10 protein-coding genes are annotated in these 12401 nt (G+C 60.2%); 9 read left to right on the top strand and 1 reads right to left on the bottom strand.

Annotated features, from left to right (window positions below; all coding sequences use genetic code 11):
* Positions 1 to 12 precede the first annotated feature (12 nt).
* Complete coding sequence (locus HMPREF0372_RS16385) at positions 13 to 270, top strand: hypothetical protein (RefSeq protein ID WP_007494944.1); 258 nt, start codon at positions 13 to 15, stop codon at positions 268 to 270.
* A gap of 104 nt (positions 271 to 374) precedes the next feature.
* Positions 375 to 1547, top strand: a complete 1173-nt coding sequence (locus tag HMPREF0372_RS16380; protein WP_007494942.1) for a tyrosine-type recombinase/integrase — start codon at positions 375 to 377, stop codon at positions 1545 to 1547.
* A 150-nt stretch (positions 1548 to 1697) separates the two neighbouring features.
* Here the strand turns inward: HMPREF0372_RS16380 and udp are convergent, their stop codons facing one another.
* The gene (gene udp / locus HMPREF0372_RS16375; RefSeq protein WP_007494936.1) at positions 1698 to 2471 is read right to left on the bottom strand and encodes a uridine phosphorylase; all 774 of its coding nucleotides are present in this window, start codon (positions 2469 to 2471) and stop codon (positions 1698 to 1700) included.
* Positions 2472 to 2646: 175 nt separating this feature from the next.
* Here udp and HMPREF0372_RS16370 point away from each other — a divergent pair, with 175 nt between their 5' ends.
* The 7 genes from HMPREF0372_RS16370 (at position 2647) to HMPREF0372_RS16340 (ending at position 12360) form a co-directional block, all read left to right on the top strand.
* Entirely contained in the window at positions 2647 to 3348 is a 702-nt protein-coding gene (locus HMPREF0372_RS16370; RefSeq protein WP_007494934.1) for a hypothetical protein, read from the top strand.
* Positions 3349 to 3498: 150 nt separating this feature from the next.
* Entirely contained in the window at positions 3499 to 4890 is a 1392-nt protein-coding gene (gene trkA / locus HMPREF0372_RS16365; RefSeq protein WP_007494932.1) for a Trk system potassium transporter TrkA, read from the top strand.
* Positions 4887 to 6323, top strand: coding sequence for a TrkH family potassium uptake protein (locus tag HMPREF0372_RS16360; protein WP_007494930.1), 1437 nt, complete (start codon positions 4887 to 4889; stop codon positions 6321 to 6323). Before trkA ends, HMPREF0372_RS16360 begins: the two co-directional genes overlap by 4 nt.
* 169 nt (positions 6324 to 6492) lie before the next feature.
* Entirely contained in the window at positions 6493 to 8601 is a 2109-nt protein-coding gene (locus HMPREF0372_RS16355) for a sodium-translocating pyrophosphatase (RefSeq protein ID WP_024723105.1), read from the top strand.
* A gap of 141 nt (positions 8602 to 8742) precedes the next feature.
* Positions 8743 to 9147 (top strand): RrF2 family transcriptional regulator, encoded by a 405-nt coding sequence (locus HMPREF0372_RS16350; RefSeq protein ID WP_007494926.1) that lies wholly within the window; start codon positions 8743 to 8745, stop codon positions 9145 to 9147.
* A 63-nt stretch (positions 9148 to 9210) separates the two neighbouring features.
* Positions 9211 to 11124, top strand: a complete 1914-nt coding sequence (locus tag HMPREF0372_RS19445; RefSeq protein WP_007494925.1) for an acyl-CoA dehydrogenase family protein — start codon at positions 9211 to 9213, stop codon at positions 11122 to 11124.
* A gap of 21 nt (positions 11125 to 11145) precedes the next feature.
* Complete coding sequence (locus tag HMPREF0372_RS16340) at positions 11146 to 12360, top strand: FprA family A-type flavoprotein (protein WP_007494923.1); 1215 nt, start codon at positions 11146 to 11148, stop codon at positions 12358 to 12360.
* Positions 12361 to 12401: the final 41 nt, after the last annotated feature.

Raw genomic sequence — 12401 nt, 5'->3', positions numbered from 1 at the left:
GAGGTTTTACGCATGTTAGACGAAAAAGACTTACAGTCCATCCAAACCATGATTGACGCATCCATCCGGGCATCTGAAAATCGTATGATTGCCTATTTCGATACAGATGTCATGCCGAAGTTTGACCTGCTGGCAGAGGGGTTACAAGGCGTGCAGGCAAAGCTCACCCCTATGACCAGAATTGAGGCCATAGAGGACGACGTGGCTCTCTTGAAACAGGTGATCCGCTCCATGAGCAAGGAGCTGGCCGAGCTGAAAAAAGCGCAATAAAAATACCGCCCCCGGTGCGGGAACACCAGGGACGGCCATAGAGGGGGCAGATTGCTTTGCGGGCGCTCTGCCCTTCTATTTTAACAGAATAGGGGGAAAAGTCAATGGCGAGAAAGTCAGCCGCCGGAAGCGGCACCATTCGTAAAAAGACCGTGACCCGCAGTGGGAAGCAGTATACCTACTGGGAGGCGCGGTACACAGTAGGACGAGACCCAGGCACCGGAAGGCAGGTGCAGCGGAGCATCACCGGCAAGACGCAGAAGGAGGTCGCCCAAAAGCTCAAGGCCGCCACGGCGGCTATTGACACGGGCACCTATATCACCCCAGCCAAAATGACGGTTGGTTCCTGGCTCGATGTGTGGGCAGCGGAGTATCTCGGCAGCGTGAAGCCCGCCACCGCTACCAAATACAGAAGCCTCATAAAAAAGCACATCAAGCCGGCCCTCGGTGCGGTGTCTCTCCCTGATCTCCGCCCACACATGATCCAGCAGTTTGTCAACAGTCTGGGCTCACTCTCCCCAGCCTCCGTCCGGCTGGCCTATAAGGTCTTGCATCAGTCTCTGGAGAAGGCGGTCAAGCTGGAGTACATATCCCGCAATCCGGCCGCGGACTGTGAACTCCCCAGGACAGAGCGCACGGAGATTCACCCACTCAGCGACGAACAGGCCGCAGCGTTGCTCCAGGCCCTCAAGGGCAGCCGTTTAGAGCGACTGGTCTCCGTGGCCCTGTTCACCGGCTGCCGCCTCTCGGAACTGCTGGGCCTGACCTGGGACTGCGTGGACTTTACGCATGGAACTTTGCTGATAAATAAGCAGCTTGTACGGCCCGAGCACCGAGAAAAGAGCGGCCTTTTTATCTCTCCAAAGAGTGGGAAAAGCCGGACAATCACGCCTGCGCCTTCAGTGCTCAGCACTCTAAAGGAGCAGCGAAGGAAGCAGGCTGAACGGCAGTTATTGGCTGGCCCCTTATGGGATAACCCCCACCAATTTGTGTTTACCAATGATATCGGTTGCCCCCTCTGTTTGTCCACGGTCGGCCTCCAATTTCGTGCCGCTTTAAAATCTGCCGGATTGGTTGGTGTCCGTTTCCACGACCTCCGGCACACCTATGCCGTCAACGCTATTCGGGCCGGTGATGATATCAAGACCATCCAGGGCAACCTCGGCCACGCCAGCGCGGCCTTTACTCTGGATAGATACGGTCACTTCACGGAGCGCATGAGGCAGGACAGCGCCGCCCGCATGGAGGATTTCATAAAGGCCAATTTTGGCGCGTAAGGGAAAACATAAGGGAAAACAGGCCCGCGGCTCGGCAAAAAACCGGCTGCGGGCCTTGATATTTCTAGCTTTTTGATTTTTACCTTCTTGGAACCATATGGTTCCAGGCATTTTTCACTATGCAAAGGCAGGGCGGAGCGGTTCTGCGGCTCACCCCTTCGCGGCCCGGTCGGCTTCGATCAGCAGCTTGACGGCCTCGATGCCTACCTCCAGGGCGGCGGACAGATCGTGGCTCTCCTCCTGATCCAGCCCGGCAGCCTCCCGCTCCTGGTTCCAGATGACGTGGAAGCAGGAGCCGCAGCGCACCCCCAGGGCAGCGGCACAGCAGAACAGGGCGGCGGACTCCATCTCGGAGGCCAGGACACCCAGGCGCTTCCACGCCTCCCACTTGTAGAGCAGCTCCTGGCTCACTGGCATCCGCTTGGGGTCGTGCTGTCCATAGAAGGAATCCTTGCACTGCACCACGCCGGCGTGCCAGGGCTTGCCCAGGTTTTTGGCAGCCTGCACCAGGGCACTCTGCACCTCATAGTCGGACACGGCGGGGAACTCGATGGGGGCGTACTCCCGGCTGGCCCCCTCGTGGCGGACCGCGCCGGTGGCGATCACCACATCGTCGCTCTTAACGGGCAGGGCGATGCCGCCGCAGGTGCCCACCCGGATGAAGGTGTCCGCGCCGATGTTGTGCAGCTCCTCCATGGCGATCACCGCAGATGGGCCGCCGATGCCGGTGGAGCAGACGCTCACCTTCTCCCCCAGAAGGGTTCCGGTATAGGTGGTGTACTCCCGGTTGCTCTGTACCTTCACCGGGTTATCAAAGTAGGCTGCGATCTTCTCGCAGCGGCCGGGATCACCGGGCAGGAAACAGTAGCGGCCCACGTCGCCGGCCTTACATTTGATATGAAATTGCAGCTCGTGTTCGTGCATGATAATCCTCCTTGTTCTGACAAAAAACTATTTTTTATTATACCTCCTTTTTCCCATCATTGCAAGATATACAAAAGCATCCTAGCTTTTGTAACCTTTTGTTGTTGCTTTTTTTGTGTGCTGCTTTTAAAATAAGGAATTGTGAATTTCCCCTGACAGGAAAGGTGTGTACCGGATGAAGAAGGCCGTGCTATTTGCCCTGATCGCCCTTTTGGGCGGGCTTGCACTGGGCACCCTGTTCGGCAGCGGGATCTCCTCTGCTAGCCTGAACTCGGTCCGTGCCACCGCAGCGGAGTATCCCGCAGTTTCCGCGCTGGACGCTATTGAGGTAGAGGGTATATCTACCCTCTACCAGGCCGCGCCGGCCGACGCCGGCACCTCCTGCCTGTCCGACCGTGCCGGACAGGTTCTCGCCGCGCTGAAGGAGAGCGATTATGAGGCCCTGGCCGCGCTGGTGCACCCGGAGAAAGGGGTTACCCTGACGCCTTACTCCACGGTGGAGCCCAGTTGTGACCGCAATCTCCTCCCCGCCCAGCTCGTCGTCTTGCCCGAGGACGACATCCCTTATGTGTGGGGTATTGAGGACGGCACCGGCGCCCCCATTGAACTGACCGGACGGGAGTATTTTGAGCGCTACGTCTTCAATGCCGACTATACTGCCGCCCCTGAGACGGCGGTAGACACCGTTCTGATGCAGGGAAACGCGCTGGAAAATGTGGCCTCCGCCTATCCGGAGGGACGTTTTGTGGAGTATCACTTTCCCGGTCTGGACGAACAGATGGCCGGATACGACTGGTGTTCTCTCAAACTGGTGTTTGAATGCTATCAGGGTTACTGGTATCTGGTCGGCCTGGTGCACAGTGAATGGACGGTATAAAAGCCGAAAAAGAGCCTCTCTCCCTGTGGAGAGGGGCTCTTTTTCGGCAAATTACGCATAATGTCCTTGCATGCGTGTTAAGATTGCGTTAAGATTAGCATGCAATGTGTTGTGGGGCACCTCCGGGCGCTCTGAAAGGATGTATGGAGCTTGAAAATCATCATCGTGGGCGACGGCAAGGTGGGCTTTACCCTGGCCGAGCACCTCTCTCAGGAGGAGCACGATATCACCGTAATTGACACCAACGACGCCGCCCTCCGCCACGCCTCTGAGGCCCTGGATGTCATGTGTGTCAAAGGCAACGGCGCGTCCATTTCCGCCCTGAGAGAGTCGGGTGTGGATGCTGCGGATGTGCTGATCGCCGCCACCAGTATGGATGAGGTCAACATGGTCTGCTGCCTGACCGCCAAGCGGCTGGGCGCCAAGTATACGATCGCCCGGGTACGCAATGTAGAATATGCTATGGAGCTCTCCCTGCTGAAGGAGGCCCTGGGCATTGACCTGGTCATCAACCCGGAAAACGCCGCGGCGGCGGAGATCGCCCGTCTGCTCCGCTTTCCCCCTGCCGCCAATCTGGAGACCTTTTGCCGGGGTCGGGTGGAGCTGATTGGCTTCCGGGTGCGGGAGGAGGACTTTCTGGTGGGACATCCCCTGTCCGCCCAGAGCGGCCAGCTCCAGTCCCTTCCTATGCTGTTCTGTGCCGCCGAGCGGGCGGAGGGAGATGTGGTCATCCCCGACGGTTCCTTTGTGCCCCAGGTGGGGGACCGGCTCTATCTGATCGGCCAGCCTACCGGCCTGACCGCCTTCTTTCGCCTGCTGGGGCGGCACAATCCCAGGTGCCGCAACGTATTTCTGGTGGGCGGCGGACGAATCGCACACTACCTCACCGCCATTCTGGAGCGGCTTGGCATACACGTAAAGATCATTGAGCGCAGTCTGGACCGCTGCCGCCATCTCAGCGAGGTACTGCCCAAGGCCACGGTCATCTGCGGCGACGGCACCGACCAGGAACTTCTGGAAGAGGAGGATGTGACCGCCTCCGACGCCTTCGTAGCCCTCACCGACCGGGATGAAGACAACCTCATTATCTCCCTCTACGCCATGCAGCAGGGCATACCCAAGGTGGTGGCCAAGTCCAACCGCCAGAATTATGCCGGCATCGCCCACGCCGCTGGGCTGGACAGCGTGATCTCCCCCAAGCTGCTGACCGCCGGGCAGATTCTTCAGGTGGTACGCGGTATGCAGAACTCCAAGGGCAGCGTCATGAACGCCCTCTACAAGATCGCCGACGGCCACGCCGAGGCTATGGAATTTGTGGCCAATGCAACCACCCGAAACCGGGACACCCCCCTGCGAGAGCTGCGCCTGAAGCCTGGCATCCTGGTCGCCGTCCTGGTGCACCAGGGCCGTATCGTAATCCCTGACGGCTCCTCTTCCATCGCCGCTGGTGACACCGTGATCGTCATATCCCGCAACCACGGGATTCTGGATCTCAACGACATCTTTGAGGACTCCCTTCTGGAGCTGGGAGGCGACGCATGAACTTCCGCCTGGTCTTCAAGTTGACGGGCAAGACCCTGCTGGTAGAGGCGGGCGCGCTGCTCCTCCCCCTGCTGGTCTGCCTGTTCTACCGCGAAAATCCCCTCCCTTTCCTCCTGTCCATTGCCATGACGGGAGCGGTGGGGCTCGCCCTTTCCCTCATACCCAGCAACGACCACTTTTTCCCCCGGGAGGGCTTTTTCGCTGTGGCCCTCATCTGGCTGCTGATGAGCGCCTTCGGCGCCCTCCCCTTCTTTTTCAGCGGCTTTTTCCCCTCCTATGTGGACTGCTTCTTCGAGTCGGTCTCCGGCTTCACCACTACCGGTGCCTCCATCCTGACCGCAGTGGAGCCCTTGCCCAGGGGAATCCTTTTCTGGCGCTCCTTCATGCACTGGATGGGCGGCATGGGGGTGCTGATCCTCACCATCGCCCTGCTGCCCAGCCTGGGCGGACGGACCCTGCATGTGATGCGCGCCGAGAGCCCCGGGCCCATTGTGAGCAAGCTGGTACCCAAGACCAGCCAGTCCTCCAAAATCCTCTACGGCATCTACTGCGCCCTCACTCTGCTGGAGGTCTTCTGCCTGCGAATCGCCGGCATGCCGTGGTATGACAGCCTGGTTCACTCCTTCGCCACCGCGGGCACCGGCGGCTTCTCCACCAGAAACCTGTCTATTGCGGCCTATGAAAGCCCTGCCATTGAGGTCATCATCACGCTCTTCATGCTGGTCTTCTCCATCAACTTTGCCCTCTACTTCCTGCTGCTCTGCGGCAAGGTACACCAGGCGCTCCGCAGCGACGAGCTGCGCTTCTTTCTGGCCGTGGTGGCTTTCAGCACCCTCCTGATCTCCATCAACATCTGGCCCATGTATCCGGCGGACGGCTCCGCCGTGCGCCACGCCGCGTTTCAGGTGGGCTCGATTATCTCCACCACCGGCTTCGCCAGCACTGACTTCAACCTGTGGCCGGAGTTTTCGCGGATTCTGCTGGTGCTGCTCATGTTCATCGGCGCCTGCGCCGGTTCCACCGGCGGCGCCATCAAATGCTCCCGCGTTCTGCTCCTGCTCAAGTGCATCCGCCGGGAGATCCGGCAGGTGGTGCACCCCCGCTCCGTCAACGTGGTCAAGCTGGACGGCCGGGTGGTAGATGAGGACAGCCTGCGCTCCGTCCAGCTCTTTTTTGCAGCCTATCTTTTCATCGCCCTGGGGGCCACGCTGCTGGTGTCGGTGGACAACTTCTCCTTTGGCACCACCTTCACCGCCGTAGTCTCCTGCATCGGCAATGTGGGCCCCGGACTGGAGCTGGTGGGCCCCATGGGCAACTACTCCGCCTTTTCCGGCTTCTCCAAGCTGGTGCTCTCCCTGTGTATGCTGATCGGGCGCCTGGAGGTTCTGCCTGTTCTCGTTCTCTTTAGCAGAAATGCATGGAAGCGTTCTTAAACCAATCATTCGTTTTTGTCGAAAGCGTCAAATCCTAGGATTTGACGCTTTCTTATCTTAAGATATACTTGCCAAATCACCCCTTTTTGCGTTAATATTATATTGTCTCTTAACGCTGGAAGCCTTGTGTTACAAGGCTTCCAAAGAAAAAAAGGAGTGGGGAAAGTTGTTGGAAAACCTGTTTTGGGTCGGCTTAGTAGGTGCATTAATTGCATTAATCTTCGCCTTAACCCAAGCCAAGAAGGTGCTCAAGTTCTCAGAGGGCACCGAACTGATGCAAAAGCTGGCCGCATCCATCCGTAAGGGCGCAAATGCCTACCTTAAGCGCCAGTATACTACCGTTGCAAAGATCTTTATCATTGTCTTCGTCATTTTGTTAATTTTGGCAGGAGTCGGGATGCTGGACAACTGGTTTATCCCCTTCGCCTTCCTGACCGGCGGCATCTGGTCCGGCCTGGCGGGCTTTGTGGGCATGAAGATTGCCACCTCCGCCAACGCCCGCACTGCCAACGCCGCCCATGAGAGCCTCAACCGGGGCCTGAACGTGGCTTTCTCCTCCGGCGCGGTCATGGGCTTCACCGTGGTGGGCCTGGGTCTGCTGGACGTGTCCATCTGGTTCCACATTCTCAAGTACATCGCAGGGTTTGAGGCCGCCCAGATCGCCCAGACCATGGTCATGTTCGGCATGGGCGCCTCCTTCATGGCCCTGTTCGGCCGCGTGGGCGGCGGCATCTTCACCAAGGCCGCCGACGTGGGCGCCGATCTGGTGGGCAAGGTGGAGGCCGGCATCCCCGAGGACGACCCCCGTAACCCCGCCACCATCGCCGACAACGTGGGCGACAACGTGGGCGACGTGGCCGGCATGGGCGCTGACCTGTATGAGTCCTACGTGGGCTCCATTCTGGCTACCTTCGCCTTGGGCGCCTCCGCCTACGCCGCCGATGGCCTGACCTGGAACGCCATGCTTCTGCCCCTCATCATCGCCGTGGTGGGCGTGGTGTGCTCCGTCATCGGCACCTTCCTGATCCGCACCAAGGAGAACGCCACCCAGAAGTCCCTGCTGGCTACTCTGCGCAAAGGCACCTACACCGCCGCCGTGCTGGCCGCCGTCATCGCCGCCCCCGTCACCTATTACATCATGGGCTCCTGGGGCCCTTACATCGCCATTCTGGCGGGTCTGGTGGCCGGCTGCGCCATCGGCTATTTTACCGAGTACTACACCTCCGACACCTATAAGCCCACCCAGGGCCTGGCCGACTCCACCGAGACCGGCGCCGCCACCACCATCATCGGCGGCATCTCCCTGGGCATGAAGTCCACCGCCGCCCCCATCGTCATCATCGGCGTGGCCATCATCGTCTCCTTCCTGGCCGCCGGCGGTTCCCTGACCACCAATGCGGCCAACTATGGCGAGCTTTTCTCCAAGGGCCTGTATGGCATCGGCATCGCCGCGGTGGGCATGCTGTCTACCCTGGGCATCACCCTGGCCACCGACGCCTACGGCCCCGTGGCCGACAACGCCGGCGGCATCGCCGAGATGAGCGGCCTGGGCGAGGAGGTGCGCAACCGCACCGACGCCCTGGACTCCCTGGGCAACACCACCGCCGCCACCGGCAAGGGCTTTGCCATCGGCTCCGCCGCCCTCACCGCCCTGGCCCTGCTGGTCAGCTATGTGGACGTGGTGAAGGTCAAGGTGGACACGCTGGATCTCTCCATCACTAACCCCGCCGTTCTGGTGGGCCTGTTCGTGGGCGCCATGCTCACCTTCCTCTTCGCCGCCCTGACCATGAGCGGCGTGCAGCGGGCCGCCCAGTCCATCGTGGTGGAGGTGCGCCGCCAGTTTAAGGAGATCGCCGGCATCATGGAGGGCAAGGCCGACCCCGACTACGCCTCCTGTGTGGATCTCTGCACCAAGGGCGCTCTGCATGAGATGGTGGTCCCCTCCCTGCTGGCCATTGTAGTGCCCGTGGTCACCGGCCTGATTCTGGGCGCAGAGGCCGTGGTGGGCCTGCTGGGCGGCGTCACCGTCACCGGCTTCGTGGTGGCCGTGTTCATGTCCAACGCCGGCGGCGCCTGGGACAACGCCAAGAAGTACATCGAGAGCGGCACCCATGGTGGCAAGGGCTCCGACTGCCACAAGGCCGCCGTCATCGGCGACACTGTGGGCGACCCTTTCAAGGATACCTCCGGTCCCTCCCTCAACATCCTGATCAAGCTGTGCTCCACCGTTTCCATTGTGTTCTCCGGCCTGATCACCAGCATCCATCTGCTGGGCTGAAAATCCTGACCTCAGCGCGCGGCATGCCAAAACATGCCGCGCGTTTTTTTACATTGTGACGATTTTGGAAAATTATACTTGACAAACTTTATCCAAAATGATATGTTGTAGCCAGACCAATCAGAAAGGAGTGGAGCGGCTGTGATTACCCGCGAAACCGATTATGCCCTGCGCCTGCTGCGCACCCTGCGGGATGGGGAGCGCCGTACAGCGGCGGAGGCGGCGGAGCGGGAGCTGGTCCCCCAGTCCTTTGCACACAAGATTCTCAAAAAGCTTGCCAGGGCCGGATTTGTGGAGGTAGCCCGCGGCGCCGAAGGTGGCTGCCGCCTGTCGGCAGAGCTCAACCGGGTCACTCTCTACGACCTGATGACCGCTATGGGAGAGGATTCCCGCCTAAGCAGTTGTATGGATCCCACCTATTCCTGTCCCTGGCGGGCCAGCCATGGCGGCTGTACGGTTCACTGCCATCTGGCAGGCATTCAGGAAAAGCTGAATGCGGAACTGAAGGCCCACACTTTGGAGGACATTCTGGGTCCGGCAGACTGATTTTTTCGCCTACAAATTGGACTAATTTTATCCACTTTTAATTATGTGTAAGGAGGAAGCAACATGTTGTTCCAGACGACCCAAGCGCATGAACAGTTGCGCGCCAAGATCCGCGCCTTCGCCGAAGAGGAGGTCAAGCCCATCGCCTTCTCCCTGGATCAGGCCAATGAGTTTCCGGCCGAAGCCGTAAAAAAACTGGGGGAGCTGGGCCTGATGGGTATCCCCTACCCCAAGGAGTACGGCGGCGCGGGGCTGGATGCCATTAGCTACGCCATCGCCGTGGAGGAGCTGTCCCGGGTAGACGGCGGCACGGGCGTGATTCTGTCCGCCCACGTGTCCCTTGGCTCCTGGCCGATCTTCGCTTTCGGCACTGAGGAGCAGAAAAAGAAATATCTGATACCCCTGGCCAGAGGTGAAAAAATTGGCGCCTTCGGCCTCACCGAGCCCAACGCCGGCTCCGATGCCGGCGGCACCGAGACCACCGCCGTGGACAAGGGCGACCACTGGCTGCTCAACGGCGGCAAAATCTTCATCACCAACGCCCCCAAGGCGGACACCTATGTGGTCTTTGCCGTCACCACCCCTGACATCGGCACCCGGGGCATCTCCGCCTTCATTGTGGAGAAGGGCTGGAAGGGATTCGAGTTTGGCGACCACTATGACAAGATGGGTATCCGTTCCTCCTCTACCGCTGAGTTGATCTTTAATGATGTGAAGGTACCCAAGGAAAACCTGCTGGGCAAGGAGGGTGACGGCTTCAAAATCGCCATGGCCACCCTCGACGGCGGCCGTATCGGCATCGCAGCCCAGGCCCTGGGCATCGCCCAGGGGGCCTATGAGTCCGCCCTGGAGTACTCCAAGGAGAGGGTTCAGTTCGGCAAGCCCATCGCCGCCCAGCAGTCCCTGGCCTTCAAGCTGGCGGACATGGCCACCAAGCTGCGCTGCGCCCGGTTCCTCATCTACTCCGCCGCCGAGCTGAAGGAGCACCACGAGCCCTACGGCATGGAGTCCGCCATGGCCAAGATGTACGCCTCGGACATTGCCCTGGAGGTCACCAACGACGCGGTGCAGATCTTCGGCGGCACTGGTTTCCTCAAAGGTATGGACGTGGAGCGGATGTACCGCGACGCCAAGATCACCACCATCTACGAGGGCACCAATGAGATTCAGCGGGTGGTTATTGCCTCCCACCTCATCGGCAAAATCTCCAAGGGCAGCGGCAGCGGCAGCCGCTCTGTAGCCAAAAAGCCCGCCCCCATCACCGGCGTGCGCAAGCGCCAGCTTTTCCGGGACGGAGCGTCCAAGGACAAGGTGGCCGCCCTGGTGGAGGCACTGAAGAAGGACGGACACGACTTTACCGTGGGCATCCCCATGGACACCCCCATCAACCAGGCTGAGCGGGTGGTCTCTGCCGGTAAGGGTATCGGCGACAAGAAGAACATGAAGCTCATTGAGAACCTGGCGAAAGCTGCCGGCGCCGCGGTGGGTTCCTCCCGCCCGGTGGCCGAGACGCTCAAATATGTTCCTCTGAGCCGCTATGTAGGCATGTCCGGCCAGAAGTTTACCGGCAACCTATACATCGCCTGCGGTATCTCGGGTGCCACCCAGCATCTGAAGGGCATCAAGGACGCCTCCACCATCGTGGCCATCAATAAGAATGGCAACGCCCCTATCTTCAAGAACTGCGACTACGGCATCGTGGGCGATGTCAACGAGATCCTGCCCCTGCTGGCCGCCGCCCTGGACACTGGTGAGAAGCAGCCGGCGCCCCCCATGGTGAAGATGAAGCGGCCTCCCGCCCCCAAGCCCGAGCCCATCGGCAAGCGCTATGTCTGCGGCGGCTGCGGCTATGAGTACATCCCTGAGCTGGGCGACGAGGACGCCGAGATCTCCCCCGGCACCCTGTTTGAGAACCTGCCCGAGGACTGGGTCTGCCCCGAGTGCGCCGAGGGCAAGGATCAGTTCATTGAGGCCTAACGAACAGAAGGAGGAATCGCAATGTATTGCGTGCGCAAGGTAACGGACGATCTGTATTGGGTGGGGGCCAACGACCACCGGCTCCACCTGTTTGAAAACATCCACCCCATCCCCAGGGGGGTTTCCTACAACGCCTATCTGCTGTTGGACGAGCAGTCCGTCCTCTTCGACACGGTAGACTGGTCCGCCTACCGCCAGCTCCAGGACAACCTGGACCACCTGCTGGGCGACAAGCCCCTGGACTGGCTGGTGGTCAACCACATGGAGCCCGACCACGGAGCCAGCGTGGAGCAGATCCTCCGCCGCTACCCCAAGGTGAAGGTGATCTCCACTGAGAAGTCCTTCATGCTCATGCGGCAGTTCGGCTTCCACCCCGACGAGCACGAGTGTGTCGAGGTGAAGGAGGGGGACACCCACTGCTTCGGCAAGCATACCGTCACCTTCGTGGGTGCCCCCATGGTCCACTGGCCCGAGGCCATGGTCACCTTTGACACCACCAACGGCGCGCTCTTCTCCGCCGACGCCTTTGGCTCCTTCATCGCCCTGGACGGCAAGCTCTTCGCCGACGAGGTCAACTTCGACCGGGACTGGATTGACGAGGCCCGCCGCTACCTCACCAACATCGTGGGCAAGTACGGCCCCCACATCCAACTGCTGCTGGGCAAGGCCGCCGGCATTCTGGACCAGATCAAGTTCATCTGCCCCCTCCACGGGCCCGTGTGGCGCAAGGATCTGGGCTACTTCATCGACAAGTACGACAAGTGGAGCCGCTATGAGCCGGAGGAAAAGGGCGTCATGATCGCCTACGCCTCCATGTACGGCAACACCGAGGCCGCCGCCCAGGCCCTGGCCGCCAGGCTGTGTGAGAAGGGCATCACCAATGTGTCGGTGTACGACGTGTCCAACACCCACGTGTCCTACCTGATCTCCGAAGCCTTCAAGTACAGCCATATCGTACTGGCCTCCGTCACCTATAACCTGGGCATCTACCCGGTGATGAAGAGCTTCCTGGAGGACATGAAAGCCCTCAACCTCCAGAACCGCACCTTCGCCCTTATCGAGAACGGCTCCTGGGCCTGCAAGTCCGGAGATCTCATGCAGAAGTTCATCGATGAGGAGATGAAAAACATGACCGTCCTCAACGAGCGGTTGAGTATGGCCTCCTCTCTCTCCGACGACAAGGCCGTGGAGCTGGATGCCCTGGCCGACGCCTTGGTGGATTCGATTCAGGCATAAAAAGCAAGCAAGAGCACCGCGGAAGCCAAGCTTCCGCGGTG

The sequence above is a fragment of the Flavonifractor plautii ATCC 29863 genome, assembly GCF_000239295.1.
GTDB classification, from domain to species: domain Bacteria; phylum Bacillota; class Clostridia; order Oscillospirales; family Oscillospiraceae; genus Flavonifractor; species Flavonifractor plautii.
Note: the sequence above shows the minus strand (reverse complement) of the source record. Positions and strands in the feature narration are given on the sequence as shown.